This window comes from Halorubrum sp. AS12 (genome assembly GCF_051122765.1).
Classification (GTDB): domain Archaea; phylum Halobacteriota; class Halobacteria; order Halobacteriales; family Haloferacaceae; genus Halorubrum; species Halorubrum trapanicum.
In genome coordinates this window covers 847,650-874,590 of sequence record NZ_CP185385.1, presented here as the reverse complement: position 1 = coordinate 874,590, position 26,941 = coordinate 847,650, and the positions used below count along the sequence as shown (strand labels likewise).

16 protein-coding genes and 6 pseudogenes are annotated in these 26,941 nt (G+C 71.7%); 18 read left to right on the top strand and 4 right to left on the bottom strand.

Going from position 1 to position 26,941, the window contains the following annotated elements; all coding sequences use genetic code 11:
- Window positions 1–96 precede the first annotated feature (96 nt).
- Window positions 97–3,948, bottom strand: coding sequence for a tetratricopeptide repeat protein (locus ACODNG_RS04380; protein ID WP_434522576.1), 3,852 nt, complete (start codon window positions 3,946–3,948; stop codon window positions 97–99).
- A gap of 117 nt (window positions 3,949–4,065) precedes the next feature.
- Between ACODNG_RS04380 and ACODNG_RS04375 the strand changes: the two genes are divergently transcribed.
- Window positions 4,066–5,622, top strand: coding sequence for an aldehyde dehydrogenase family protein (locus tag ACODNG_RS04375; RefSeq protein WP_434522575.1), 1,557 nt, complete (start codon window positions 4,066–4,068; stop codon window positions 5,620–5,622).
- Between the two features lie 39 nt (window positions 5,623–5,661).
- Here the strand turns inward: ACODNG_RS04375 and ACODNG_RS04370 are convergent, their stop codons facing one another.
- Window positions 5,662–6,594, bottom strand: a complete 933-nt coding sequence (locus tag ACODNG_RS04370) for an HD domain-containing protein (protein ID WP_434522574.1) — start codon at window positions 6,592–6,594, stop codon at window positions 5,662–5,664.
- Window positions 6,595–6,738: 144 nt separating this feature from the next.
- On the opposite strand from ACODNG_RS04370, the pseudogene ACODNG_RS04365 reads away from it, so the two are divergent.
- The 7 genes and pseudogenes from ACODNG_RS04365 (at window position 6,739) to ACODNG_RS04335 (ending at window position 14,028) form a co-directional block, all read left to right on the top strand.
- Window positions 6,739–7,423: pseudogene (locus ACODNG_RS04365) on the top strand (haloacid dehalogenase type II).
- A gap of 272 nt (window positions 7,424–7,695) precedes the next feature.
- Window positions 7,696–8,698, top strand: a pseudogene (gene dapA / locus ACODNG_RS04360) (4-hydroxy-tetrahydrodipicolinate synthase).
- Window positions 8,695–9,504 carry a 4-hydroxy-tetrahydrodipicolinate reductase gene (gene dapB, locus ACODNG_RS04355; RefSeq protein WP_434522573.1) on the top strand — a complete coding sequence of 270 codons (810 nt, stop codon included), beginning with the start codon at window positions 8,695–8,697 and terminating at the stop codon, window positions 9,502–9,504. Before dapA ends, dapB begins: the two are co-directional and overlap by 4 nt.
- A 57-nt stretch (window positions 9,505–9,561) precedes the next feature.
- Window positions 9,562–10,402: pseudogene (locus ACODNG_RS04350) on the top strand (2,3,4,5-tetrahydropyridine-2,6-dicarboxylate N-succinyltransferase).
- Entirely contained in the window at window positions 10,399–11,871 is a 1,473-nt protein-coding gene (lysA, locus tag ACODNG_RS04345; RefSeq protein WP_434522572.1) for a diaminopimelate decarboxylase, read from the top strand. Before ACODNG_RS04350 ends, lysA begins: the two are co-directional and overlap by 4 nt.
- Window positions 11,868–12,782, top strand: coding sequence for a diaminopimelate epimerase (gene dapF, locus ACODNG_RS04340; RefSeq protein WP_434522571.1), 915 nt, complete (start codon window positions 11,868–11,870; stop codon window positions 12,780–12,782). The genes lysA and dapF overlap by 4 nt, the downstream gene beginning before the upstream one ends.
- A pseudogene (locus ACODNG_RS04335) lies at window positions 12,779–14,028 on the top strand (M20 family metallopeptidase). Before dapF ends, ACODNG_RS04335 begins: the two are co-directional and overlap by 4 nt.
- Window positions 14,029–14,048: 20 nt before the next feature.
- On the opposite strand, the gene ACODNG_RS04330 reads toward ACODNG_RS04335, so the two are convergent.
- On the bottom strand, window positions 14,049–14,546 hold the full coding sequence (locus tag ACODNG_RS04330) for an NYN domain-containing protein (RefSeq protein WP_434522570.1): 498 nt from the start codon (window positions 14,544–14,546) through the stop codon (window positions 14,049–14,051).
- A gap of 117 nt (window positions 14,547–14,663) precedes the next feature.
- On the opposite strand from ACODNG_RS04330, the gene ACODNG_RS04325 reads away from it, so the two are divergent.
- From ACODNG_RS04325 to ACODNG_RS04315, 3 genes are all read left to right on the top strand, one after another.
- Window positions 14,664–15,767: an AI-2E family transporter gene (locus ACODNG_RS04325; RefSeq protein ID WP_434522569.1), complete on the top strand. Its 1,104-nt coding sequence runs from the start codon at window positions 14,664–14,666 to the stop codon at window positions 15,765–15,767.
- An 81-nt stretch (window positions 15,768–15,848) separates the two neighbouring features.
- Window positions 15,849–17,030 carry a cell division protein FtsZ gene (locus ACODNG_RS04320; RefSeq protein WP_434522568.1) on the top strand — a complete coding sequence of 394 codons (1,182 nt, stop codon included), beginning with the start codon at window positions 15,849–15,851 and terminating at the stop codon, window positions 17,028–17,030.
- Between the two features lie 87 nt (window positions 17,031–17,117).
- Window positions 17,118–17,852, top strand: a complete 735-nt coding sequence (locus tag ACODNG_RS04315; RefSeq protein WP_434522567.1) for a hypothetical protein — start codon at window positions 17,118–17,120, stop codon at window positions 17,850–17,852.
- A 54-nt stretch (window positions 17,853–17,906) separates the two neighbouring features.
- Here the strand turns inward: ACODNG_RS04315 and ACODNG_RS04310 are convergent, their stop codons facing one another.
- Window positions 17,907–18,593 carry a DUF7344 domain-containing protein gene (locus tag ACODNG_RS04310; RefSeq protein WP_434522566.1) on the bottom strand — a complete coding sequence of 229 codons (687 nt, stop codon included), beginning with the start codon at window positions 18,591–18,593 and terminating at the stop codon, window positions 17,907–17,909.
- Between the two features lie 335 nt (window positions 18,594–18,928).
- Between ACODNG_RS04310 and ACODNG_RS04305 the strand changes: the two genes are divergently transcribed.
- From ACODNG_RS04305 to ACODNG_RS04275, 7 genes and pseudogenes are all read left to right on the top strand, one after another.
- Complete coding sequence (locus ACODNG_RS04305; RefSeq protein WP_434522565.1) at window positions 18,929–20,446, top strand: PGF-pre-PGF domain-containing protein; 1,518 nt, start codon at window positions 18,929–18,931, stop codon at window positions 20,444–20,446.
- 134 nt (window positions 20,447–20,580) lie between these two features.
- Window positions 20,581–21,762 (top strand): 5-(carboxyamino)imidazole ribonucleotide synthase, encoded by a 1,182-nt coding sequence (locus ACODNG_RS04300; protein ID WP_434522564.1) that lies wholly within the window; start codon window positions 20,581–20,583, stop codon window positions 21,760–21,762.
- Between the two features lie 519 nt (window positions 21,763–22,281).
- Window positions 22,282–22,890, top strand: coding sequence for a 5-(carboxyamino)imidazole ribonucleotide mutase (gene purE, locus ACODNG_RS04295; RefSeq protein ID WP_434522563.1), 609 nt, complete (start codon window positions 22,282–22,284; stop codon window positions 22,888–22,890).
- A 198-nt stretch (window positions 22,891–23,088) separates the two neighbouring features.
- Entirely contained in the window at window positions 23,089–23,505 is a 417-nt protein-coding gene (locus ACODNG_RS04290) for an NADH-quinone oxidoreductase subunit A (protein ID WP_210113239.1), read from the top strand.
- Window positions 23,505–24,207, top strand: a pseudogene (locus ACODNG_RS04285) (NADH-quinone oxidoreductase subunit B). Before ACODNG_RS04290 ends, ACODNG_RS04285 begins: the two are co-directional and overlap by 1 nt.
- A complete protein-coding gene (locus tag ACODNG_RS04280) occupies window positions 24,204–25,868 on the top strand; it encodes an NADH-quinone oxidoreductase subunit D (protein ID WP_434522562.1) in 1,665 nt (554 codons plus the stop codon). The pseudogene ACODNG_RS04285 and the gene ACODNG_RS04280 overlap by 4 nt, the downstream one beginning before the upstream one ends.
- Window positions 25,868–26,940, top strand: a pseudogene (locus ACODNG_RS04275) (complex I subunit 1/NuoH family protein). Before ACODNG_RS04280 ends, ACODNG_RS04275 begins: the two are co-directional and overlap by 1 nt.
- The last annotated feature ends 1 nt before the right edge of the window (window position 26,941 follow it).

The window sequence follows — 26,941 nt, the reverse complement described above, 5'->3', positions numbered from 1 at the left end:
CGATACCGACCGCGCGCTGAAAGCGGTTGCGAACCGTTCGGTCGCGATACTGACGACGGCGGCGCGGCCGTCCGCCGCCGCTCGCAACCCGACTCCTCAACCGAGCGCGGGGTACGTCGCGGCGACCCCGTCGCCGTCGACGCGCCAGCGGTCGGCGATCTCCCGGTACGCGGCCGGGTCTGCGGCCGCGTCCGCCGGAATCGCGTCCGGCGGCGACTCCCGTAGCGCCTCGGCCAGCGTCTCGGGATCGATTCCGTCGGTCCCGCTCTCCCCGTCGGACTCCTGAGCGAGCAGGTCCGCGATCCGGTCGGCCGCGTCGACCATCGCGCCGGCACCCTCGATCCGGCGGCCGAGATCGAGCGCCGCGGTGAGTCGGTCGGCGGCCGCGACGGCGTCGCCGCGCTCGGCCTCGACGGCGCCGAGCGTCGAGAGCGCCTCCGCCTCGGCCTGCGTGAACCCGCCCTCCCTCGCGGCGTCGATCGCGGACCGCAGCGCCGTCGCCGCCGCGTCGTGGTCGCCCCGTGCGAGCGCGAGCCGTCCCTCGACGCGGTTCAGCTCGGCCAGTCGCTTGTGGCCGGCGTGGTCGTCGAGCAGCGCCGCGGTCCGCTCCACCCGCCGCTCGGCCGCGGACAGGTCGCCGCGGTCGACCGCCACCTCCGCCAGGATCGCGGTCACCATCGCGCACCGCGTGTCGGCGTCGAGCGCGTCGAGGCGGTCGAGCGCGCCCGTCAGGAACCGCTCCGCCCGGTCGAGATCGCCGGCGAGGTGCGCCGCGCTGCCCAGGTGGCTCAGCGCGAACGCCTCGTACATGTCCGAGCCGATCCGCTCGGCGATGGCGCGCGCCGCGGACGCGCGGTCGACCGCCTCCCCGACCGCGCCGCGCTGCTCGGCGACCGCCGCGAGGTTCAAAAGGGAGATGGCCTCGCGGTGTTCGTCGCCAACCGTCCGGTAGCCGTCGAGCGCGCGGCTCGCGGTCCGTTTCGCGGCGTCGAGGTCCCCCCGTCGCCGCAGCGCGACCGCGAGGTTCGTCCGGACGTTCGCCTCGCCGTGGGTGTCGTCGTGCGCGCGGAACAGGTCGCCGGCGACGCGGTAGTGGTCGAGGACCGCGTCGGTCCCGTCGAGGGAGTCGAGCGCGTTGCCAACGTCCATCAGCGCCTTCGCCCTCGCGATGGGGTCGCCGACCTCGACCGCGATGGCGTACGCCCGAGACGCCGCCTCGTAGGCCCCCTCGTAGTCGCCGTCGAAGTGCGCCGCCTGCGATCGCCCCCTGACCGCCGCCGCGAGTCCGCCGCGGTCGCCCGCGGCCGCGAACAGCTCCTCGGCCCGCTCGAACCGTTCTCGCGCCGCGTCGTACTCGCCGCGTCGCCGCGCCACGTCGCCGTACCCGCGCTGGCGCTCGGCCGCCCCGGCCTCGTCGGCCGGTCGCCACGCGTCCAGCGCGTCCGTCGCGCCGTCGAGGTCGCCGGCGTCGACGTACATCCGCGCCACCCACTCCGGCAGCCGGTCGCGTAGGTCGTCCGGGCACGCGTCCGGGAGGTCGATCCACGCGTAGCGGACACGGCCGTACAGGGGCGCGAGCCGTGGGTAGCGCCGTCCGACGCCGTACACCGCCCGAACCGTCTCGGCCGCCCACGCGCTCGGGTCGCGCTCGATCCGGTCCACCGTCGGGGCGTCCCCGCCGACGGCGCGCCGGATCCGAGAGCGACGCGCGGGGTCGTCCGCGAGCGCGAGCACCCGCGAGACGGCTCGCCCGACGCGTCTGGCGACCACCGGCTCCGGCTCCCGGTCCAAGAGCCGATCCAAGAACAGCACCGACCACTCGTCGTGAACGGTGCGATACTCCCCGTCTCCCGACTCGACGAGGACGGTCCCAGTGAGCCGGTCGAGCGCCCGCCGAACCTCCTCGACCGTCGGCGAGGGGTCGCCGTCGGTCCCGTTCGTCCCGCCCCGATCCGGGCCGTCAACGAGCGCGTACGCCAGGGTCCGAACGCCGTTCACGCCGGCGACGTTGAGGAGGTTCGCCAACACCGCGACGTCCGCGGTCGGCGGCGGCCGGTTCCGGACTTCCCGGACCGCCTCCGCGACCGCCGCCTCCAGCCCCGACGCCGGTCCCCCGTCGCCGTCGTCGCCTACCGCCGCTCCGTCGCCGCCGCTTCTCTCCTCCCTCGCTCCGTCGCCGCCGCTTCTCTCTGCCCTTGCTCCGTCGCCGCCGATATCTTCGACCGCTCCGCCGACTCCGTCGCCGGTCGCGCGGACGAGCCGGTGGACGAGCGCGAGCAGTTCGCCGACGCGCTCGTCGTCGGCGCGCCGCACGTCGGCGAGCAGCGCCCCCGGCTCGGCCGCCGGGGCGGATCCGGTGCGGTCGGCGACGTGACGGACGAACCGCTCGACCTCGCGCTCGTCGAGCCGCGGCATCCGGACGGTCTCGATCGCCCGCCGGTAGCGGAGGTCCGCGGGCGAGAACGGGAGTCCGTCGGGGTCGTCGTACGACTCCTCGCGGGCGTCGAACAGGAACGAGACGTCGTCGCGGTCGGCCAGCTCGTGGGCGACGCCGACTGCCTCCGCGGCCCCCGGATCGACGGCGTCCTCGACGACGACGAGGTGGTGCCCCTCGCCTCCGGTGACCCGCTCGCGCAGTTGCTCGGTCGCGGTGAACGCCTCGCCGCCGTCGCTCGATCGGTACGTCACCGGACCGCGACCGGAGCGGTACCACTCGACAGCGACGCGCCGGCAGACGGTGCTTTTCCCGCTTCCTGGCGGGGCGACCAGCGCGTGGTCGGTCCCCTCGGCGAGACCGTCGGCGAGCAGCCCGGCGATCGAACGCCGGTCGTCGTCGCGCACCGCGGTCCTGTCGAGGACGTACCCCGCGTCGACCTCCGGGAACGACGCCGTGGCGCGGAGCGGTCCGTACGGGTCCGGGTCCCCGGCGAGCCGGTCCTCGTCGACCGCGTGGAACCCCTGCGCAGAGAGCGCGTCGCGTCCGTCGCCGGTGCCGCTCCGCCCGAACAGCCCGCCCGCGCCGCGCTCTCCCCTCGCGCCCGTCTCGCCGCGCTCTCTCCTCACACCCACCCCGCCGTCGCTTTTCCGGTCGCCCGGGTCCGCGGCTTCGTCGCGGGTCGAGTCGCCCGAGCCGTCTCCCTCGGACCGATCGCCCTCCGCCTGCGTCTCAGTGTCGCCCATCGCCGCGAGCGCCTCGCCGCCGTCGCGGCCCCGGTCGATCAGGTCGCGCACCCTCGCCTCCGCCCACGCGACCGCCTCGGGATCGGTCGACGCGGCCGCGCCGTGGAGCGTGCCGTCGTCGTCGAAGGTGAGGAGGAGCGCGGTCCCGTCGGCCGCAACCACCCCCACGTCGACGGTGTCGACCGCCGCGATCCGACACCCGTCACGGCGCGCGACGGCTCCGAGGTCGTCCGCAAACCGATCGGCTGCGTGCCGGTACGCCCGCTCCGCCAGCGCGAGGTCGACGGTCCCGCCGCCGACCCCCGTGCGTCGGAGCCGCTCCGCGACTCGGGGGTAGGGGAACGCCGGCAGCGCGGCGGCGACCGCGTCCGCGTCGGCGAGCGCGCCGTCGAGGACCTCGAGCGGTCGGTACGGGTCCGGGGCCGCGGCCCGGTACGTCTCCGCCTCGCGGAGGACCGCGGGGGAGACGTCGGCGTCCGCGCCGAGCGGGTCGAGCACGTCGCCCGCGGCCGCGAGGTCGTCGGCGACCGTCAGGAACTCGCGGTACTCGCTCGCGAGCAGCCGCCCCGAGAGCGTCGTCCGGTAGCCGTCCGTCTCGCCCGCGACGAGTCCGGCCGCCTCCAGCTCGTCTATCGCGCGGTTCACCGTCGACCTGGAGTGGCCGAGCGCGTCGACGAGCTCGTGTTTTCGCAGCGGTCCCGCGGCGAGCCGTTCGAGGAAGTCGAGGCGCCGCTCGACGACGCCCACGAGGTCCGACGGCTCCGTCATACGTCCCTCCGCACCGCCCCCACCGATATAACTGTTTCCTCGGTGACGACTCGACCCGCGCGGTGACACAGTGTTTCACGGGGTGAGAATAAGCCGGATCAGGCCGCAGTCGGGTCTATGGTTGGGGACCGAACGACAGAGAGCAACGAGACGGGAGCGACGGACGACCTCGACGAACCGGAATCGGACGGTTCCACGGCGAGGGACGAACTCGACGACGCGGACGATCTCGGCGAGCTGGAGGGGACCGACTCTGACGAAGCGACTCCGAGGGACGGCCGGCCCGGAGCGAGCACCCCGAACCTGTCTGGCCGCGCGTCGCGGACGGTCGATTCGGCGCGGACGGCGGCCGACGAGCTCGCGACCTGGGACCCCGACGACGTCGACGCGCTCGTGCGATCGGTCGGCGAGCGTCTGGCGGACAGGGAAACCGTCAGCCGGCTCGCGCGGTCGGCGGCCAACGAGACGGGGCGGGGGCATCCGGGGACGAAAGCCGAAAAGGTCGCGACCGCGCTCGACGCCGCCCGGCGGACGCTCCGGGACGCGCCGACCGCGGGCGTGGTCGACCGCGACAGCGCGGCGGGCACGGTGACCGTCGCCGGACCGATCGGCGTTGTCGGCGCGGCGGTCCCCGCGACGCATCCGGTCGTGGTCCCCGCGGTCCTCTCGCTGTACGGGCTCGCAGCCCGGAACGCGGTCGTCTTCGCGCCCTCGCCGTCGACCGTCGAGACCTGCGACGTCGTCGTCGAGACCGTCCGCCGGGCGCTCGCCGAGGCCGGAGCGCCGACTGGCGCGGTCTCGATGCTGCCCGCGCCCGCCTCCAAGCCGGGGACGGACGCCCTGTTCGAGCGGGCCGACTTCGCCATCGCGGCCGGCTCCGAGGCGACGGTCGCCGCCGGGCAGCGCTGCGGCACGCCGAACGTCGCCGCCGGCGCGGAGGGGGTCGTCGCCGTCGCCGACGGGTCGGTCCCGGCCGAGGCCGTGGCGACGCGAGTGGCGGTCGGCGCGACCTACGACTTCGGCGCTCACCCCGCGGGCGACGCCGCGGTCGTCACGGTGTCGCCGGCGGTCGGCCCGCTGTGCTCCGCGCTGGAAGAGGAGGGCGGATACGTCCTCGACGCCGCCGAGCGCGACCGCCTCCGGGCGCTCCTCGACGGGGGCGAAACGGACGAAACCGCTGAGGCGGACCCCCGCGGGAACTCGCCGCGGTGGCTGGCGGCCGCGCTCGACCTCCCGGGCGCGGCCCGCGAGGCGGCCTTCCTCGTCGCCGAACCCGACGGTGTCGACGACCCGCTCGCGACGCTACCGGGGATCCCCGCGGTCGCGGTCCACGGCCGCGACGGGTTCGACGCCGCGACCGCGCTCGCCGCCGAGGTCGGCGCCCCCCACGCCGCGGCGGTCCACACGACCCAACAGCGCCGCGCTCGCCGGGTCGCGGAGCGGCTCTCCCCCGGCCGTCTCGTCGTCAATCAGCCAGGGATCGCGGCGACGGGCGCGCGCTCGAACGGGTTCGAGGCGGCGCCGCTTCTCGGCGGCGGGACCGCCGAGGGGAGCCAGCTGTGCGGCGGACTCACCCCAGAGCGCCTCGCGCGGACGACGACCGTCGCCGCGACGAGCGTCGTCGACGAGGCGTCGCACCGGAACGGCGCGGGCGACACGCTTCGCGGGCCCTGAGTCGAGCGGGTCGGAGGGGGTCCGGCGCGAACCGAGCCGTCAGAGCTCGATCCGGTCGACGATCGCCTCGTTGCCGTCGACGCCGTCGCTGTGGGTGTTGATCGCGACCGTCCGGATCTTCTCTTCGAGCAGCGACCCCTCGATCTTTGCCTTCAGCAGCGAGTCGACCTGATAGACGCCGGCGGCGTTGTTCATCCGGATCACGACCTGAACGGGGGTCTCGTCGCCCTCGCGGAGCGAGACGCGCTCGATCGCCTGCGAGGAGACGGTGTTTATCCCGCGGCCGCCCTCCTCGTAGGGGACCCGCGAGCGGCCGCGCTCCATGTCCAGCCCGTCGGCGATCCGGACGACGCCGGCCTCCAGCGTGAGCGGCTGTTCCTCGGTGTGGTGACATAAGATCGCGTGGAGCACCTCCGCCTTCACGCGGACCTGCTCGGCCACGTCGTAGAAGGCGGGAAGGAGGTCGTCGAGCAGGTCGGCCGCGAGCGGGATCGAGTAGTACGGGTGGTCGTGGCGGTGGACGACGTGGCCGATGTCGTGGAGCGTCGCCGCCAGCGCGATGACCACCGGTTCGTCCGCCTCGTCCAGCCCCTGCTGTCGGGCGCCGTTGAACTCGACGCCGCCGGACTTGAGCAGGTCGTACAGCCGGAGCGCGCGGTCGCGGACGATCTCGACGTGCTTGGAACCGTGGTCGTTGTACCCCTTCCGCGCGACCGGGTTGACGTTCTGCGCCTCCAGGTAGGTGAGGATCTCCTCGTCCGACGTGAGCCGCGACATGACCTCGTTGAGCCGGTCGTCGGGGAACGCGTGGTTGGCGTCCGGGTCGTACTCGTGGCGGCCGGCGTCGGTGTCGGCGTCGACCTCGTCGCGCGCGGCCGGCGAGTTATCGTCGGTCGGGTCGGGAGTGTCGTCGTCGGTCGGATCTGGAGCGTCGTCGGTCGGCTCGGGGGCGTCATCGGCAGGGTCGCTCATGCGTCACCAAGAGTCGCCCGCCCGGGATAAATGTGCGAGCCGCGGGGCCGGGGCGACCGGGTCGCCGCGAGTTCGCCGGTCGGACCGCGACGGGGCCTGTCGGCGCCCCCGGCGCTTATTCCGCCGCCAACTGTGGATCGGGACATGACCTTCGACCCCGACCGCGTCTCGACGGTGACGTTCGACTCGTACAGCACGCTCGTGGACGTGGAGGCCGCCGAGGCGGCGCTCGCGGACCGCGTCCCCGACCCCGAGCCGGTGTCGCGGCTGTGGCGGTCGCGGTCGCTGGCGTACACGTTCGTCGCGAACGCGGTCGACGCCTACCAGCCGTTCTACGAGATGAACCGCGACGCGCTGACGTACGCGCTCGCGGCGCACGGCGTCGACCTCTCCGACGCCGAGCGCGACGAGATCCTCGCGGTGTACCACGAGCTTGAGGTGTTCGACGACGTGCGCGACGCGATCCGACGCCTCCGCGACGCCGGCTACGACTGCTACGTCCTCTCGAACGGCGACCCAGAGATGCTCGCGTCGCTCGTCGACCACGCCGACATCGCCGACCTCGTCGCGGACGCGATCAGCGCCGACGAGGTGCGGACGTTCAAGCCCGACGCCGAGATCTACCGCCACGGCGCGGCCCGGACCGGGACGCCGATCGACGAGGTGGTCCAGCGCGACCGCCGGCTGGTTCGACGTGTTGGGCGCGCGCCACGCCGGGATGCAGGCCGCGTGGGTCGACCGGAAGGGGACGCCGTGGGAGCCGTTCGGCGGCGATCCGGATGTCACCGTCGAGACGCTCCACGAGCTCGCGGACCTGCTCGGGGCCTGACCGGTCCCGGATCGGTATCCCGGGAAGCGGGTCCCTCAGCGACCGCCGCGGCAGTTTCGACCCGAGGCACAATCTATAAGCGCGAGAGAGATCCATATGCCGGTGTGACCCGACCCGCGTCCGCACGCGGTCAGCCGTCGACGCCAGCGGCGCGGCTCTTCTCGAAAAAACGCGCGTGAACCGTCCGCCGGCGGGAGTGGCGACCCCGTCCCGGACGACCCCCGGCCCGCGCGCACCGGTCCGCTCACCGACCCGGACTCACCGCAGTACCCATGACAGACACGACCACCACGACACCCTACGCGACGCACGAGGAGACGGACAGAGAAGCGACTGACGCGCCCTTCGAGGGCGTTTACCCGGCGATGACGACCCCGTTCACCGACGACGACGCGGTCGACCACGACCAGCTCGCCGCGAACGCCCGACACTTGGAGCGCGCCGGCGTCGACGGCGTCGTTCCCGTCGGCTCGACCGGCGAGTCGGCGACGATGAGCCACGACGAACACGTCGCGGTGATCGAGACGGTTCGCGACGCGCTCGACGACATCCCCGTGATCGCGGGCACCGGCTCGAACAACACCGCTGAGGCGCTCTCGCTGTCGCGGCGCGCGGCCGACGCGGGCGCCGACGGCCTGCTGCTCATCTCGCCGTACTACAACAAGCCCGAGCCGCAGGGGTTCCTCGACCACTATCAGACCATCGCCGACGCGGTCGACCTCCCGCAGATCGTCTACAACGTGCCGAGTCGCACGGGCCAGTCGATCCCGGTCGACGTCACCGCCGAACTCGCGGAACACCCGAACATTCGGGGGTACAAGGCGGCCTCCGGCGACCTGAACCTGATCAGCGAGGTGATAGAGCGCACCCGCGACGAGGCGTTCGCGGTGCTGTCGGGCGACGACGGACTCACGCTCCCCGTGCTCTCTATCGGCGGCACGGGGACGATCAGCGTCGTCGCCAACGTTGAGCCGGAGCGGGCCTGCGCGATGGTCGGCGCCGCGCTCTCGGGCGACTACGACCGGGCGCGGACGCTCCACCACGAGCTGTCGCCGCTCGTCCGCGAGCTGTTCGCGGAGACGAACCCGATCCCGGTGAAGGAGGCGATCGGACGTCCGCGGGCGCGGCGGTCCGCACGTTCGTTCGCCGCTCTCGCGGCTCTCCGAGGACCGCCGCGAGTCGCTCCGCGACCTGCTGGCCGCGTACGACGAGCGCGCGCCGGGGACGATCGACCCGACGGCCGTCGACCCGTCGGCGACGGGGGGCGCGGAATGAGCGGAGCAGACCTGTCGATCGCCGTCACCGGCGCGGGCGGCCGCATGGGCCGGGAAGTGATCGAGGCGGCCGCCGGCCGCGAGGGCGTCGCCGTCGCGGTCGCGGTCAACCGCACACCGACCGACCCCGTCGCGGGCGTCGCGGTCGAGGACGCCGACGACCTCGCCGAACTGCTCGCGGACGAGGAGCCGGACGCCCTCGTCGACTTCACCGGGCCGACCTCGGCGGTCGCGTACGCCGAGACCTGCGCCGACGCCGGCGTCCCGCTCGTGACCGGGACGACCGGCTTCGCGGACGCACAGATCGACAGCCTCCGGGCCGCGAGCGAGACGGTTCCCGTCCTCAAGGCGTCGAACTTCGCGCGCGGCGTGGCCGCGCTCCGCCGGGCGGTCCGCGAGGCCGCCGCCGCGCTGCCAGGCTACGACGTGGAGCTGACGGAGACGCACCACAACGCGAAGCGCGACGCCCCCTCGGGCACCGCGAAGTCGATCCTCGACGACGTCGAGGGCGTGCGCTCCGACCTCGACGAGCGCGTCCACGGCCGCGAGGGCGACGCCCCCCGGAGTCCGGGCGAAATCGGCGTCCACGCCCGTCGCGCGGGCGACGTGACCGGCGAACACGAGGTCCTCTTGGCGGGGAACCGCGAGACGCTCGAACTCACGCACCGCGCCGGCGATCGCGGGGTGTTCGCCGAGGGCGCGCTCGACGCCGCCGCGTGGCTCGCCGAACGCGACCCTGGCTGGTACGGGTTCGGCGACGTGTTGGACGGCGGGGAGGGAGGCGACGTCGGGGGCGCCGATGAATAACTCTCGTACATACGAACATCGACGAGTAAATACCGACACTCATCCATACACCATCCAATGAGCCTCGAAGCCGATGTCGCCAACCTTTGGAACCGCTATCAGGACGGGCTGACCGCCGCCGACGCGACCGACGCGGACGCGGCCGTGATCGACGAGTTCCTCGCCGCGCTGGAGGCCGGCGAGGTCCGCGCCGCCGAGAAGACCGGCGACGACGTGACCTCGTGGGAGGCCAACGAGTGGGTCAAGCGGGGGATCCTGCTCAACTTCGGCCTGCGCGAGACGGAGCCGCGCGAGTACGGCGGCGTCACCTACCACGACGTGCTCCCGCTGCGCGACACCGACGACCTCGGCGAGCGCGGCACCCGGAACACGCCGGACGGGACCGCGATCCGCCGCGGCGCGTACCTCGGCAGCGACTCCGATCATGATGAGCCCCTCGTTCGTCAACATGGGCGCGTACGTCGGCGATGGCACCCTCGTCGACTCCTGTGACACGGTCGGCTCCTGCGCGCAGCTGGGCGCGAACGTCAAGCTCGGCGCCAACACGCTGATCGGCGGCGTCCTCGAACCGGTCGAGGACGCGCCGGTGATCGTCGAGGACGGCGTCTCGCTGGGCGCGGGCTGCCGGGTCACCTCCGGCTTCCGCGTCGGCGAGAACAGCATCGTCGGCGAGAACACGCTGCTGACCCCCCGAATTCCCGTCTACGACCTCGTCGAGGAGGACGTGATCTACGGCCACCTCCCGGCCGAGCGCCGCGCGTTCACCCGGATGGTTGAGTCGTCCGTCGGCGACCACGACCTCTTCGAGGGCGGCGCGTACAAGCCCGCGGTCGTGGCAACGCACGTCGAGGAGGACACCCTCGAAGCGACGCGGCGGGAGGACGCGCTCCGCGAATGAGTGACCGCGACGCGGGTGGCACTGGCGACGCGGGTGGCACGGGCGACGTGGGTGACACGGGCGACGCGGGCGCGGAAGCGACGGGCGAACCCGCCGCCGACAACCCGCCGGTCCGCCGCGTGAGCGACTGGGACGCCGAGCGCCTCCGCGCGCTCGCCGCCGAGCACGACACGCCCCTGTACGTCCAGGACCTCGACCGCGTCCGCGAGAACTGCGAGCGCCTGCTCGCCGCGTTCCCCGACGCGGACGTGCGGTACGCCGTCAAGGCGCACACCGGCCGCGCCGTCCTGGCGGCGGTCCGCGACGCCGGACTCGACGCCGAGTGCGCCTCGGCGGGCGAGGTCGACCGCGCGCTCGCCGCCGGCTTCGACGGCCCGCGGCTCCACTACACCGCGGTCAACCCCCCCGCCCGAGACCTCGACTACGTCGTCGACGTCGCCGAGGCGGAGCCGGAGCTAACCGTCACCGTCGGCGCGGTCGACACCCTCGACCGCCTCGCGGAGCGCGGCTACGACGGCAGAGTCTGCGTCCGCGTGAACCCCGGCGTCGGCGCGGGCCACCACGAGAAGGTCACGACCGGCGGCGCCGCGAAGTTCGGAATCCCGTACGACCGCGCCGCGGAAGCGACCCGAGCGGCGGCCGAGCGGTTCGACGCGGTCGGGATCCACGCCCACGCAGGCTCCGGCATCGACCCGGACCAGCTGGACAGCCACCGCGAACTGGTCGCGCGGATGGGAGAGCTGGCGCGAGAGCTGGCGGACCCGAGCGACGCGGGCGCCGGTCCCTCCGGCGGCGCCGACCCCGTCGACCTCGAGTACGTCGACGTCGGCGGCGGGTTCGGGGTCCCCTACGAGGAGGACGCCCCGGTACTCGACCTGCCGGCCGTCGCGGAGGCGACCCGGGAGGCGGTCGCGCCGCTCCCGGAGGGAACCGACCTCGCGATCGAGCCCGGCCGCTACGTCGTCGCCGACGCCGGCGTCCTCCTGACCCGGGTGAACTCCGTGAAGCCGACGCCGGACGAGACGGTCGTCGGCGTCGACGCGGGGATGACGGACCTCCTGCGGCCGGCGATGTACGACGCGTACCACCCGATCCGAAACCTGGGGGGAGGCCGAGCGCGCGAGTGGAGCGACGCTCTCCCCGTCGACGAGCGGGAGGCAACCCCTGTCACGGTCGCCGGACCTATCTGTGAGACCGGCGATACCCTCTGTAGAGACCGAGCGCTCGCCGACCCGGCACGCGGGGACTGCCTCGCGGTCGGCGTCGCGGGCGCGTACGGATACGAGATGGCGAGCCAATACAACTCACGACCGCGGCCGGCGGAGGTCGCGCTCGACGACGGAACCGCGACTGTCGCCCGACGCCGAGAGACGCTCGGCGACCTGACGGCGGTCGAACGGGAGGCGACCTCCGGCGGCGACCGGTCGGAGGCGACTCGCGGCGACGACCGAACGGGGGCGGACCGATGAGCGTCCACGCCGTCCCGGTCGAGAAGTATCACGGCACGGGCAACGACTTCCTCGTCGTCGACGCGGCCGCCGAGGACGTCGGCGACCGCGCGGCGTTCGCCCGCGCGCACTGCGACCGCGAGACCGGCGTCGACGGGGGAACGGGTCGGCGCGGCGCGGACGGCGTCCTCTTCCTCAGCCTCGCGGAGCGGTTCGACCCGACGCGTGTCGTGATGACGCTCGTCCAGCCGGACGGCTCGACCGCGACGATGTGCGGCAACGGCGCCCGCGTCGTCGCCCGGTGGGCGCACGACCGGACCGGCGACCGCGAGTTCATGATCGACACGCAGGCCGGCACCCGGCGCGCGACGGTGACCGCGGACGCGAGCGCGGCCACCATCGAGATGGGCGTGCCGACGTTCGACCCCCGCCGCGTCCCGGTCGCCCGCGAGCGCGCGCTCGCCGACGGGCCGCTGGTCGACGAGTCGGTCGAGGGACTGACCGTCACCGCCGTCAACACCGGCGTCCCCCACGCGGTCGCGTTCGTCGACGGCGGCCGCGACGCCCCCGACGGCATCGACGCGGTCGATCTTGAATCTGTCGCGCCGCCGGTCCGCCACGCCGACGTCTTCCCCGAGGGCGCGAACGTGAACCTCGCGGCGGTCGTCGACGACGGCTCCAGCGACGGGCCGGCGGTCCTCGACCAGCGCACCTTCGAGCGCGGCGTCGAGGGCGAGACGCGCTCCTGCGGCACCGGCGCGGTCGCGGTCGTCGCGGTCGCCCGCCGGCTGGGACTGATCGACGGCGACTCGGCGGTGAGCCGCCCGCCGGGCGGCGAGCTGGAGATCACCGTTCCAGACGCAGGCCACGCGACGCTGACCGGGCCGGTCGCCCACGAGTTCTCTGGGACGCTTCCCGCCGATCCGCGATGAGCGGCGGGACCAACACCGATTCCGGCTCAGACGCCGTCTCCGGCTTCGATCCGGTCTCGTTCCTCGAAGACGCGGTTCAGATCCCCTCCCACGAGTCGGTCGACGAGGTGCGCGAGTTCGTCGTCGACCTCCTCGACCGGCGGGGCGCCGACCCCGCGGTCGTCGCGGGCGGCTGCGTCCTCGCGGAGAAGCGCTCTCCGGCGCCCGAGGCGGGACCGCACCTCGTGTTGAACACCCACCTCGACACGGTGACGCCGCACGTTCCGTTCGAGCGGGGGAAGCGCGTGAGGACGAACGCGGCGGTTCCACGCCGGGTGAAGGGGACCCCGAAGAAGTGATCCGCGGGCGCGGCGCCTGCGACGCGAAGGGACCGCTCGCGGCGCTCTTGTCGGGATTCCTCGCCGCCGACCCGGACCGCGGGCGGGTCACGCTCGCGCTTACGCCCGACGAGGAGGCGCTATCGCTCGGCGCGGCGGCGCTGACGGGGCGGCTCCCGGGGACCGACGACCGGCTCGACGGCGACCTGTACCTGGTCGGCGAGCCGACCGGACTCGACGCGTGCACCGCCGCGAAGGGCCGGTTCCAGGCGACCGTCGAGCTGTCGGGGACCGCCGCGCACGCCGCGGAGTTCGCCGGTGCGAACGCGGTCTCGGCCGCGGAGGACGCGCTCGCCGCGATCCGGACGTTCGACGTGGGCGCCGACGTCCATCCGCAGCTCGGCCCGCCGAAGCTCACCCCCACGGTCGTCGAGGGCGGCGCGGCGACGAACCAGGTGCCCGCGGACTGCGGTATCACGGTCGACCGGCGGAGCGTCCCGCCCGAAACGGCCGAGGAGTTCCGGTCGTCGCTCGCGGACGCGGTTCGGGAGTCGCTTGCGGCCGCCGCCGGCGACCGCGACGGCGTCGACGTCGCGGTCGCGCTCACCGACCGCGAGTCGCCCTTCTTGGAGGCGTTCGCGACGGACCCTGACCACGAACTCGTCCGAGCGGTCGCGGGCGCGGCGCGCGAGGCGGGCGACGCGGTCGGCCTCTCGAGCGAGCGCGGCGGCGACGTTCGGCCGTTCGGCGCGGCGACGGAGGCGTCGTACTTCGCGCCGGCGCCGACGGTCGTGTTCGGCCCCGGCGACCTCGCGGACGAGGCGGGCGCGGTCGCGCACGCCGAGCGGGAGTACGTCCGAGTCAGCGAGGTCGAGGCGGCCGCGAAGACGGTCGAGCGCGCGGTCGCGGCGCTGCTCGGTGAGGAGTAGGAAACGCCGAGCGCGGCCGACTACAGCAGGAACTGCTCCTCGTCGTCCGCGAGGTCGATGAAGTCGTCGGCGGCCTCGATCAGCTCGTCTGCGGCGGAGTTGCCGAACCCCATCGCCTCGACGCGGACCCCCTCGTGGCGGAGGTGCGAACAGAGTCGCGCGAAGTCGCCGTCGCCGGTACAGAGGACGACGGTGTCGACGTGGCTCGCGAGCGAGACGGCGTCGAGGCTCATCCCGAGGTCCCAGTCGGCCTTCTTCGAGCCGTCCGCGAACGTCTTGATCTCCTTGATCTTCGTCTCGAAGCCGATGTCGCGCAGCGCCTCGAAGAAGCTCTCCTCCTCGGGCGAGTCGGCGCGGATCACGTACGCGATGGCCCGGACGAGCGACCGGTCCGCGACGGCCGCTTCGAGCAGGCCGGCGTAGTCGATGTTCCGCGAGTAGACGCTCTGTGCGGAGTGATACAAGTTCTGCGAGTCCGCCAGAACCGCGACGCGCTGGTCCGGGTGAATATCGCTCATAGGTCCCCCTTCACTCCCCGCCGTTAGGGGCTTTGGGATCGACGCGACCGCGTTCTCGGTCTCGTTGCCCCCGCAGTGACCACCATGGTTTATGTCGAGCGCTGGCGACCGTGTCCCATGGACGAAAAGCGGTTCGTCGTCGCCCTCTTCGGTCTCGCGGTCGCGATCGTCTCCGGCTACGTGGCCTATCGGTTCGTCGCCCCGCTCACCGTCGCCGTCTTCCTCTACTACTCGACGCGGCGCTTCTACCACCGGCTCGAACGCTTCCGGCTGCCGGCCCGGGTCCGCGCGGTGGTGTCGCTGTCGGTCATCGGCGTGCCGCTCATCGGACTGGTGAGCTACACGCTGGTGTTGCTGATCTTAGAGGCGCGGCGGTTCATCGAGGAGTACCCCGTGGCCGACACCATCGGCGCGGAGAACTCGGTGATCGCCGACCTCGCGGAGCTGTCGAACCCGACGATGGACGAGCTGCTCGCGGCGTACCGCTCCGGGCAGTTCGACCCCCTCATCGACCTCGTCTCCGAGCAGGCGTCGCTGCTGGCGAGCACGCTCTCCGGGCTCGCCTTGAACCTGATCATCACCGTCATCGTCACGTACTACCTGCTCATCGACGGCTCCCGGTTCCACGACTGGCTGCTCAGGTTCGACGACGACGCGATCGTCCGCGAGTACCTCGAAACCGCGGACGCGGAGCTGGAGGCAGTGTTGTACGGGAACCTGCTCAACGTCATCGCCATCTCGATCATCGCCGTCGTCACCTACCTCGGGTACAACGCGGTCGCCCCCGCAGCGGTCGAGATCCCGTACCCGACCCTCGCGGGCGCGCTCACCGGCGTCGCCAGCCTGATCCCCGTGATCGGGATGAAGATCGTCTACATCCCGATCGCGGCGGCGATGTCGATACCGATCGCGCTCGACGGCGAGATCTCGCTGCTCGCGTACGTCGCCGGGTTCCTCGCCGTCGCGGTCGTGGTCGTCGACACCATCCCCGACATCGTCCTCCGACCGTACTTCAGCGGCGAGACGACCCACGTCGGCCTGCTCATGCTCGCGTACATCTTCGGCCCGGTCGTGTTCGGCTTCCACGGGCTGTTCCTCGCGCCGATCATCCTCGTGCTGGCGCTAACGTTCGCGGACACCGCGCTGTTGCGCCTGCTCGGCGCGGATCCGGATCCGGGACCCGAAGTCGCCGAGAGCCAGCGCCGGATCGACGAGTTCTGAGCCCGCGCGGGCGCTCGGCGGTCCGGCCGCAGTTCGCGGCGAGCCGAAGTCATATATCCCCGCTCGACGACCGGGGCACGTATGCGAGTACACGTCATCGGTCTCGGGGGGGCCGGGGGGCGAATCGCCGACCGGCTCGCCGCCGAGCACGACCCCGACCCGTTCCTCGCGGGCGTCAACGCGTTCGACACCGACATGGACGCGCTCGGGACGCTGGACGCGCTCGGCGAGGAGCGCCGGTACCGGTTCGGCGACGCCGCGGGCGGGGACGGACTCGGCGGCGACCTCCACGCGGGGCGCCGCCTCGGCGACGCGCACGCGAGCGAGCTGGGCAGGGCGATGGACGACCAGCGGCCGTCGCGCGCGGAGGCGTTCCTGATCGTCGTTGGTCTCGGCGGCGCGGCCGGGGCGGGGGCGGCGCCCGCGCTCGCCGAGGAGCTGTCGCGGCTCTACGACGCCCCCGTCTACGCGTTCGGGTTCCTGCCGACCCCGAGCGAGACCGAGGAACCCGACGACGGCGACGGTCCGGGAAGCGCGTCGGCCGGACCGTCCGGCGCCGCGACCCCATCCGGGAACCAGCCGGCGCCGCCGACTCCACACCGCCCGCTGGCCGAGCGGAACGCCGCGCGGACCCTCGACGCGCTCTCGGACCGCTGCGCGGCAGTCTTCCCGTTCGACAACGCGGCGTGGCTCCGCCCCGGCGAGACGATCGGCGGGGCCCGCGACCGGCTCAACGGGGTCGCCGCCGAACGGATCGCGGCGCTGTTCGGCGCCGGCGAGACCCCCGACGGCACGGCGACGCCCCAGCAGGTGCTCGACGCGAGCGACGTCGCCCGGGCGGTGGGAAGCGACGGGGAGATCGCGGCGATCGGCCACGCGACACAGCAGGTGGAGTCGCCCGACGAGGGGTCGCGGTTCGGTCTCGGGCTGTTCGGCTCCTCGGAGCCGGCCGAGGTCGACGCGAGCGCCGCGGTGTCGGCCATCGAGACGGTCATCCGGAAGGCGACCCGCGGGAAGAACACGATCGAGGTCCCCGAGGGGAGAGCCGACCGGACCCTGCTCGTGGTCGGCGGGCCGCCCGCGTGGCTCAACCGCGAAGCGATCGCCGACGGGCGGCGCTGGCTCGCCGAGGAGACCGGCTCCGACGCCATTCTGAGCGGTGACGCACCCGTTCCCGACGGCGGCGCCGTCTCCGCGGTCGTGATCCGGTCGGGTATGGACGAGCCGGAGCGGGTCCGCGAGCTCCGCGAGACGATCGCGTGACCGCGCTCGAACGGACGGCGGCGGCGCTCGGCGCGGTCGGCGGCGCGGACCCGAACCGATTAACCGCGTGGCGCGCCCACTGAGACCGTGACGACGCAGGCAGACCTCGGGATCGACGTCGACGTCCGCGACGCCGCGGCGGTGGCGGAGCGCCGCGACGAGCTCGTCGCCGCCGTGCGCGACCACGCGGGACGGATCGCCTACCAGCTCGCCAAGTTACAGGGAGGCGACTACGGCCGCGAGACCCTCTCTACCCCCGGCGGCGAGTGGACGGTGAAGTACGAGGCGGGCGAGCTGGAGTTCCTGTTGTTCTCGCCGAACTCCGGCTCGGACACGTACGTGATCTCGACGAAGCAGCCGCCGGAGCCGGCGGCGTTGGCGACCGCCCTCGCCGACTACGCGGCGTTCGTGGCGGCGTGGAACGACCGCGTCGAATCGCTGTCGGGCGTCCTCGACGACGTGAGCGCCGAGTTTCCCGACCCGGCGACCACCGACGGCGTCGTGGCCGAGCGCGACCGCGTCCTCGATCGGATCCGCGACACCTGCGCGGTCATCGCGGGGGAGGTCCACCGGTACGAGAGCGACGACTACGGGACGTTCACGGCTCGCGTCGAGGGCGACCGCTGGGAGCTGAAGTACGACGAAGGGGCGGTCTCGTACCTCCGGGTTGGCGGCTCCGGCGGACTCTACCTCCTCTCGCAGTACGAGGCTCCCTCCGCGGCCGACGTCCGGGAGTACGCGGACCGGTTCCGCGGGTTCGTCGAGGCGTACAACGAGTTCGTCGACGAACTCGAGAGCGACCTCGAACGCGTCTCCGTCTGAGTCATCGACCCGGCTGGCTCCGTCCGACTCATCGGCCCTCCCGGCTCCGTCTGCTCACCGATCCGGTCCATCTGCGGCGCGCAGGAGGTCGGCGAGGCGGACCGGGTAGCGGCGCGAGACCACCGCCGCGTACACCGCGACCGAGACGGCGGCGCTCACGGCGACAGACACGCCGAACTCGGCGGCGGAGAGCGACGCGAGCAGTGGCGCGTCGAGCGCCCACCCGACGCCGACGGCGCCCGCCGCGGCCGCGAGCGAACCCGCGATCGCCCGCGCGACCGGTCTCGAATCGACTTCGAGGTCGAGGAACCGCTGTCGCTCGGCGGCCTCGACCGCCGCGACGGTCGACGCTTCCCGGTCGAACTCGATCACGCCCGCCTCGGCCATCACCGGACAGTGGTGTTGGTACAGCGACGCGTACACGCTTTTGCGCTCCTCGCTCGCGACGGCCCCGGGGTCGATACCGCGTTCCCGGGCCGCGACTCGGCGGGACGCGTCGGCCAGGTCGACGCGGTCGTCTCGGCGGTGGAGCAGCGCCCACAGGAGCCGCCGCCGGCGGTTTCCGAGTATCTCGAGTAACTCCGCCTGACTGACGATCCGCTCCGACTCCGTCGAGCCGAACGGTTCCCACGTCGTACCGTCGTCGGTATCGGGACCGTCGGTACCGCTCTCTCCGCCGTCGGCGCGACGGGGAGGTCTCGCAGCGTTCTCGCGAGTCCCGTCTGTGTCTGTTGGTAACATATCACTTTCTACGGCGACACCCGTCTAATGTATTGGCCGATATGATCGCGAACATGAGGGATTGTTCCCGCGTCCGTGTCCGCTCTCTCCGCCGGCCGGAGGGGCCGTCTCGTCGCGCTGTCGTTCCGGGCCGCCACCGTCGCGGATTCCGTTGACGGCACGGCGTCGTCGACCGGCGAAACGACTCGTTACCCCGCGTCCCGCTTCGGTAATCCGTCGTAGCAATCGGTTAATAACTACTTATTCCGGTGGTCTGGTGTCGGGCGTCCCTCCCCCGCGACGTTCGGGCGCCCCGTTCGGGCCGCTCCGTTCGAACCGGCGTGGGACGTTCCCCCATGTCACGAGTACGCTCGACACCGGTCACGATCGTCATCGTCTCGCTACTGGTCGTCTCCGCGGTCGCCGGCGCTCCGGCGGCCGTCGCGCAGGACGGGCCGCCGCCGACGCCCGCGGCCTACTTCGGCGACGTCATCATCGACGGGGAGCCGGCCCCGGAGGGCGTCGAGGTCACCGCCTATATCGACGGCGAACAGCGCGGGAGCCTCACCACGACCCAGTCCGGCGCGTACGGCGGGTCGTCGGCGTTCGACCAGAAGCTCGTCGTCGAGGGGACGGACGACGACGCGGGTGCGACCGTCGAGTTCCGCGTCAACGGCGAGGTCGCCGGGACCGACGAAACGGTCGAGTGGGAGCCAGGCGAGGTCCGCCGCGTCGACCTCGCGGTCGGCGACGGAGCCGGCGGCGGCGACGGCGGCGACGGTTCGGATGGCGGCGACGGTTCGGATGGCGGCGACGGTTCGGGCGGTGGCGACGGAGCCGGCGGTGGCGACGGCGGCGACGGTTCGGATGGCGGCGACGGAGCGAACACCGGTGGCGGCGGTGGCGGCGCGGTCGCTCCCCCGCCGACCGGGGACACCGTCGAGACGACGACGGCCTCGGTCGAGATGGCGAACGCCACCGCGACCCTCTCCGCCGGGAGCGTCGACGCCGACGAGGTCGTCGAGGCGGAGCTGCCGGCCGAAATGTCGGTGTCGAACGCGACGCTCTCGGCGCTTTCAGTCGCTCCCTCGTCCGAAATTCTCTCGTTCGATCTCGACGTGACGCCGATGGAACCCGCCGAGATCCCCGACGACGTGCGCGACCACGAGGACGCGGAGACCGTGTCGGCGTTCGAGATCGTGGCGAACTCGTTCGAATCCGGCGACGTCGACAGCGCGGAGATCCGCTTCGAGGCGGAGATGTCTGCGTTCTCCGACGCCGACTCGCCCGAGGATGTCGCGCTGTACCGCTACAACAACAACCAGTGGCGCGAGCTACCGACGGCCTACAAGGGCGACGGCGTTTATGTCGCCGAGACGCCGGGCTTCTCGTACTTCGCCGTCGGCGGCCCGCAGTCGGACGTGACGGTCGCGAACGCCGCGCTCGGCGCCGAGGAAGTGGCGCCGGAGCGTACGACGGAGGTCGCCGTCGAACTTCGGAACGACGGCAGTGCCGAGGGAACGACCAACGTCGGTCTCCGGGTCAACGGCGAGCTCGTGGACGACCGGACGATAACCGTCCCCGCCGACGCGACGCGGCGCGTCACGTTCACCCCCCAGTTCCCCGAGGTCGGCGAGTACGACGTCATCGTCGGCTCGACCGAGGTGGGGACCGTCTCGGTCGTCGAGTCGACCTCCGACGGGGAATCGGGTGAGGGCGCCTCCGCGTCGGGCGACGGCGCGGGCAGTGTCGACGGCGCCGCGGAGGGCGGCTCACCGCTCGAAGGGTTCGGGGTCGGTCTCACGCAGGTCGTCGGTCTCGTGAGCCTCCTGCTCGTCGTGGTCGGCGGGTTCCTCCTGCTGCGCCGGGAGTAGCCCGACGGTCCGAGATCGAACGGAACGGTCGATCGGCTCGCCGGGACGCTCCCGGAACGTTTGATCCGTCTTCGTGGATATCTGTCTCCGGTTTTGGTAATACTTATTCACTTCTGTTCAGTACCGACTCGTACATGTCGATCACTCTGCCGGGACCGACGCTCGGCGTCGTCGGCGGCGGACAGCTGGGCCGCATGCTGGCCGAGGCAGCCGCGCCGCTCGGCGTCGACCTCGTCGTGTTGGACCCGACGCCCGACTGTCCGGCGGCGCCCGTCGCGGCCGATCAGATCGTCGCCGACTTCGACGACGCGGACGCGATCGACGAGCTCGCGGCCCGCGTCGACGCCCTGACCTTCGAGATCGAACTCGCGGACCCGGCGGTCCTCGCGGCCGCGAGCGAGGAACACGGCGTGCCGGTTCATCCCGATCCGGGCACGCTGGAGACGATCCAGGACAAACTGGTACAGAAGGAAGCGCTCGCGGACGCCGGGATCCCCGTCCCCGAGTTCGTCGCGGTCGCGACTGCCGACGGACTCGAACGCGTCGTCGAGGAGTTCGGCGGCGCCATGCTGAAGGCCCGCGAGGGAGGGTACGACGGCCGCGGAAACGTCCCGGTCGAAACGCCCGAGGAAGCGGCCGCCGCGCTCGACGCGGTCGGCGGCGCCGCGATGGCCGAGGAGTTCCTCGACTTCGAGCGCGAGATCGCCGTGATGGGGCTGAAGGGCGCGGACGGCGAGACCCGGACCTACCCCGTCACCGAGACGGTCCACCGCGAGGAGATCCTCCGCGAGAGCGTCAGTCCCGCCCGGGCCGACGACGCCGTCGTCGCCGAGGCCGAGTCGGTCGCACGCGACGTGCTCGACGTGCTCGACGGCCGGGGCGTCTTCGGGATCGAGCTGTTCGAGACCCGCGACGGGGAGGTGCTGGTCAACGAGATCGCGCCGCGCCCGCACAACTCGGGTCACTGGACGATCGAGGGCGCGCGCACCTCGCAGTTCGAAAACCACGTCCGCGCCGTCCTCGGGTGGCCGCTCGGCCCGACCGACCTCGTCGCGCCCGCGGTCACCGCGAACGTGCTCGGCGACGTAGACGAGACCGAACCGGCGACGCTGTCCGGCGTCGAGGCGGTGTTCGCGGCGCCCGACGCCGACCTCCACTGGTACGGCAAAGACGACGTGTACCCGCTCCGGAAGATGGGGCACCTGACGGTGACGGAGCGGGGAGCGGACTCGTCAGGCGACGACGGAATCGACCCCGACGCGCTGCTTTCGCGGGCGCGTGACCTCCGGAACAGGCTGACGTTCCGGGACGCGTAATCCCGTCGGACAACCGACTCCTTCAGTGATCGTATTTAAAACGACGCCAGCGACGGCGACGATTGTCTATAAACAGACCCGCGGTGGCGCGTGCCTGCGAGGCCGCTTCGCGGCCGAGCAGCGCCGCGCGAGGGAGTCAGTCGCCGGAGCGAAGCGGAGGCGACTGACGAGGCTGGGGAGGCGTGAGGTGCGGCTGCTGTGCGGGGTGGGACTCAAAGGGGCAGTCGCCGGCGGCGAAGCCGCCGGCTGCCCGTGGCGCGTAGCGCCACGCTGCCGCGAGGGCGGAAGGCGCGTGACGCAAGCACCGCAGGAGCGAGTGAAACGAGCGACGAGGAGCGCAGCGAGCGCACCGAGCCGTCGCGGCTGGGGCTTTGGAGGTGTTCGTCGCAGGAGCAACCACGTATCGCCGAGCGGCTGGGACTGTGTGGGTGTCGACCACGGAGCACCCGCGGCTACCTACTGATCTACGTAGTCGCCGCATCCGGGAGTTCCTTGTAGCCCTCCGCCGAACCCCCGTTCATGACCACGGTGGACGACCTGATCGACCGGCTCGAAGCTGAAGCGGCGGCCGACGCGGACCCGGCGACCACCCCGGACGTGGGGATCATCATGGGGTCGGACTCGGACCTCCCCGTCATGGAGGACGCCTACGAGGCGCTCGACGACCTCGGCTTCGCGGAGCAGACCGACTTCGGCGAGGCGCCGGACGCACGGTTCACCTACGAGAGCTACGTCGTCTCCGCGCACCGGACGCCAGAACTCATGTACGCGTACGGGGAGACGGCGACCGACCGCGGGCTGGACGTGATCGTCGCCGGCGCGGGCGGGAAGTCCGCCGACCTGCCGAACATGACCGCCTCAATCGCGTACCCGGTGCCCGTGATCGGCGTGCCGGTCCAGGAGAAGTCGGTGGACTCCGTCATCGGGATGCCGACGGGAGCGCCGATCGTCGCCGTCGACGCCGGGAAGTCGTACAACGCGGCGCTGTCGGCGGCGCAGGTGCTCGCGCGCGAACACGACGAAATCGAGGAGCGACTGGTCGACCTCCACGACGAGCAGAAGGCGGGCGTTGCGGACGTCTCGACGGCTCTCCACGACCTCGGGATCGACGGGTTCCGAGAGCGGTAGCGGGACCTCGGCACGGGGACCGCTTCGCGGTCCGGACACGTTCCTTTTCACTCCGCGACGAACCCGTTCGACGGCTCTCGGTCGGTTCGCGGGCGCTTCGACCGCAAACCGTCGATACCGGCCCGCACGCCCGCGGACGCACAAGACTCAACGCTTATGAGGGGGCGGTCCAAACCCCAGCACGTTACGGAGACCTATATGAGCGATTGGATAGCGATTGGCGCCTTGGCGGTCGTCGGCCTGCTCATCCCGATAGCGATGATGACAGTGTCGGCGCTGCTCCGTCCGAGTGTGCCTGAGACCGGTAAAAGTACCACCTACGAGTCCGGCGAGACCCCGACGGGCGGGACGCGGATCCGGTTCAACATCCAGTACTACATGGTCGCGTTGTTGTTCGTCGTGTTCGACATCGAGACCGTGTTGCTGTTCCCGTGGGCGGTCATCTACCGCCCGGCCGTTCAGGCCGGCGTTCCGATGGCCGACCTGCTGTGGCCGATGTTGGCGTTCGTCGGCATTCTCGCGGTCGGACTCGTCTGGGCGTGGCGGTCGGGGGCGATCAGCTGGGCCCGCAGCCCCCGCGCGACCAGCAGAAAGACGACGGAGGAACTCAACTAATGAGCAGCGATCAACCGTTTATCACCGACGAATCGCAGGTCGTAACCGAGACCAGAGACGCCCGGATGACCGGGCAGGGGGACCGGTTCAACTCCCGGCTCCGCGAGGCGTTCGGCTCCTCGCCGTTCATCCTCACCAAGTTCGACAAGTTCCTGAACTGGTGTCGGGGCTCTTCGATGTTCATGCTGCAGTTCGGCATCGCCTGCTCCGAGCATCGAGATGATCCGACACCTACGCGGTGAAACACGACCTCGACCGCTTCGGGTCGGGCGTCCCCCGCGCGTCGCCGCGACAGGCCGACGTGATGATCGTCCCCGGGACGATCGTCTCGAAGTTCGCCCCGCGGATGAAGCGCGTCTACGACCAGATGCCCGAGCCGAAGTTCGTCGTCGGTATGGGCTCGATCGCACCATCTCCGGCGGCCCGTTCCAGGAGGGGTACAACGTGATCAAAGGCGCCGAGGAGGTCATCCCGATCGACATCCACGTCCCCGGCTGCCCGCCCCGTCCCGAGGCGCTCGTCTACGGCGTCGTGAAGCTGCAAGAGCGCGTCGCCAACGGCGAGGCCGCGCCCGTCACCGTCAAGCCGTACGAGCTGGAGGAGTTCTCGGACCTCGAACGCGACGAACTCGTCGACAAGCTGACCGACCAGATCGACGACGACGAGCTCGTCATGCGGTACAACTTCGCTGATTCGCCATGAGCCTCGAACGACCGGACACCGTCGACGACGGCGCCGTTGAGCGCACCCCCGACGAGCTGGAGGCGCTGCTCGGCGACCTCGTCGTCGACCGCGACGACCACCTGAACGCGCCCGGGTTCGTCATCCGCCCGGACACCGTCCAGGAGACGCTCTCGATCCTGAAACAGCAGGCGGGGTACGACCACCTCTCCGTCGTCTCCGCACAGGAGTACGAGAACCGCTACGAGTCGATCTACCACCTGAAGAAGTACGACGACCCGACCCAGGAGGTCAGCGTCGTCGTCCCCGCGGACAAGGACGACCCCGTCTCCGAGTCGGCCGAGCCCGTCTTCCGCACGGCCGACTGGCACGAGCGGGAGGCGTACGACCTGATCGGCGTCGAGTACGAGGGGCACCCCGACCTGCGCCGGATCCTGCTGCCCGAGACCTGGCAGGGCCACCCCCTGTCGATGGACTACGACAAGGACCGACCGCAGATCGCCACGCTGCCGGAGCACGCGAATCCGCTCGAGGAGCATCATAAGGACGCCGAGTCCGACACGATGTTCCTCAACATCGGGCCGCATCACCCGGCGACCCACGGGGTGCTCCACCTGAAGACGGTCCTCGACGGCGAGCAGGTCGTCGACGTCGAGCCCGACATCGGCTACCTCCACCGCAGCGAGGAGCAGATGGCGCAGTCCGGGACGTACCGCCACCAGATCATGCCGTACCCCGACCGCTGGGACTACATCTCGGCGGGCCTGCTCAACGAGTGGGCGTACGCCCGCGCGGCCGAGGACCTCGCGGACATCGAGGTGCCGGAGTACGCGCAGGTCATCCGGACGATGGGCGCGGAGATGTGCCGGATCGCCGCGCACATGCTCGCGCTCGCCACGTTCGCGCTCGACATCAACGGCGACTTCACGGCGACGTTCATGTACGCCATCAACGACCGCGAGCGCGTCCAGAACCTCTTGGAGGATCTGACGGGCCAGCGGCTGATGTTCAACTACTTCCGGCTCGGCGGCGTCGTCTGGGACCTCCCGGAGCCGCGCGACGAGTTCTTCTCGAAGACCCGGGACTTCCTCGACCAGCTCCCGGAGTCCGTCGAGGAGTACCACAACCTGATCACCTCGAACGAGATCTTCCAGATGCGGACGATCGACACGGGGATCCTCCCGCCGGAGGTTGCCAAGAACTACGGCGCGACCGGTCCCGTCGCCCGCGGCTCGGGCGTCGACTACGACCTGCGCCGCGACGACCCGTACGGCTACTACGACGAGCTGGACTGGGACGTCGTCACCGAGGGGGGCTGCGACAACTTCAGCCGCCTGCTCGTCCGCATGCGCGAGGTCGAGGAGTCTGCGAAGATCATCGAGCAGTGCGTCGACCTGCTCGAAGACTGGCCCGAAGACGAGCGGAACATCCAGGCGAACGTGCCGCGCACGCTGCGCCCGGACGACGACACCGAGATCTACCGCGCCGTCGAGGGCGCGAAGGGCGAGCTCGGCATCTACATCCGCGCGGACGGGACGGACAAGCCGGCCCGGTTCAAGATCCGGTCGCCGTGCTTCTCGAACCTCCAGACGCTGCCGGAGATGGCGAACGGGGAGTACATTCCCGACGTCATCGCGGCCCTCGGTAGCCTCGACGTCGTTCTCGGGGAGGTGGACCGCTGATGGGCACGGCGCCCGCGCAGCTGTTCCCCGAGTTCATCGTCGACACGCTCGGGCTCGACAGCGTGATCGGCGAGGTCGCGGCCTCGCTCGTCGCCGCCTTCGTCGTCGGGAACATCATCCTCGCGTTCACGGGCGTCGCGGGCCCGTGGGCGAAACGGAAGGTCACGGCCGCGTTCACCGACCGGATCGCGGTCGACCGGATCGGCCCGTACGGGCTGCTCATCATCCCGGCGGCCGCGGTCCAGCTGCTCGCGAAGGAGCTGATCGTCCCCGAGGGCGTCGACCGCCCCACGTGGGACATCGCGCCGATCCTCCTGCCGGCGTCCGCGCTGCTCGGCTTCTCGGTTATCCCGATGGGACGGATCGGCCCGATCAACCTCCACCTCGCGGACCCGGAGGTCGGCTTCGCGCTGGTGTTCGCGTTCGCCTCCATCGCCTCCGTCTCGCTGGTGATGGCCGGCTACGCGTCGAGCAACAAGTACTCGCTTCTCGGCGGCCTCCGCGCCGTCGCGCAGAACCTCGCGTACGAGATTCCGCTCATCGTCACCGCGATGTCGGCCGTGATATTCGCCGGCACGCTCCAGATGAGCGGCATCGTCGGCGCGCAGACGGAGACGCTCGCGACGATCGGCGGCGTCGCAATCCCGTCGTGGTACGCGTTCGTGAACCCGTTCGCGTTCGTGCTGTTCCTCACGGCGAACATGGCGGAGATCGGACGGAACCCGTTCGACATCCCCGAGGCGCCGACGGAGATCGTCGGGGGTACCAGACGGAGTACTCCTCGGCGTACTTCGTCCTCTTCTATCTCGGAGAGTTCGTCCACATCTTCCTCGGCGGAGCGATCCTCGCCGTGACGTTCCTCGGCGGCGCCTCCGGGCCCGGCCCGGAGAGCATCGGCTTCATCTGGTTCGTGGTGAAGATCTGGGGCTTCTTCCTGTTCACGCAGTGGGCCCGCGCGGCGATACCCCGCGTCCGGATCGATCAGCTGATCGAGATCGGCTGGAAAGGTATGCTGGTGCTGTCGTTCGCGAACCTGGTTCTCACGGCCGTAATCGTGGGGGTGATCGCGTAAC

Bases quoted from the DNA above. Each gene is read 5' to 3' on its own strand.
- ACODNG_RS04380 (WP_434522576.1), bottom strand. From the start codon at position 3,948: ATGACGGAGCCGTCGGACCTCGTGGGCGTCGTCGAGCGGCGCCTCGAC.
- ACODNG_RS04375 (WP_434522575.1), top strand. From the start codon at position 4,066: ATGGTTGGGGACCGAACGACAGAGAGCAACGAGACGGGAGCGACGGAC.
- ACODNG_RS04370 (WP_434522574.1), bottom strand. From the start codon at position 6,594: ATGAGCGACCCTGCCGATGACGCCCCCGAGCCGACCGACGACGCTCCA.
- dapB (WP_434522573.1), top strand. From the start codon at position 8,695: ATGAGCGGAGCAGACCTGTCGATCGCCGTCACCGGCGCGGGCGGCCGC.
- lysA (WP_434522572.1), top strand. From the start codon at position 10,399: ATGAGTGACCGCGACGCGGGTGGCACTGGCGACGCGGGTGGCACGGGC.
- dapF (WP_434522571.1), top strand. From the start codon at position 11,868: ATGAGCGTCCACGCCGTCCCGGTCGAGAAGTATCACGGCACGGGCAAC.
- ACODNG_RS04330 (WP_434522570.1), bottom strand. From the start codon at position 14,546: ATGAGCGATATTCACCCGGACCAGCGCGTCGCGGTTCTGGCGGACTCG.
- ACODNG_RS04325 (WP_434522569.1), top strand. From the start codon at position 14,664: ATGGACGAAAAGCGGTTCGTCGTCGCCCTCTTCGGTCTCGCGGTCGCG.
- ACODNG_RS04320 (WP_434522568.1), top strand. From the start codon at position 15,849: ATGCGAGTACACGTCATCGGTCTCGGGGGGGCCGGGGGGCGAATCGCC.
- ACODNG_RS04310 (WP_434522566.1), bottom strand. From the start codon at position 18,593: ATGTTACCAACAGACACAGACGGGACTCGCGAGAACGCTGCGAGACCT.
- ACODNG_RS04305 (WP_434522565.1), top strand. From the start codon at position 18,929: ATGTCACGAGTACGCTCGACACCGGTCACGATCGTCATCGTCTCGCTA.
- ACODNG_RS04300 (WP_434522564.1), top strand. From the start codon at position 20,581: ATGTCGATCACTCTGCCGGGACCGACGCTCGGCGTCGTCGGCGGCGGA.
- purE (WP_434522563.1), top strand. From the start codon at position 22,282: ATGACCACGGTGGACGACCTGATCGACCGGCTCGAAGCTGAAGCGGCG.
- ACODNG_RS04290 (WP_210113239.1), top strand. From the start codon at position 23,089: ATGAGCGATTGGATAGCGATTGGCGCCTTGGCGGTCGTCGGCCTGCTC.
- ACODNG_RS04280 (WP_434522562.1), top strand. From the start codon at position 24,204: ATGAGCCTCGAACGACCGGACACCGTCGACGACGGCGCCGTTGAGCGC.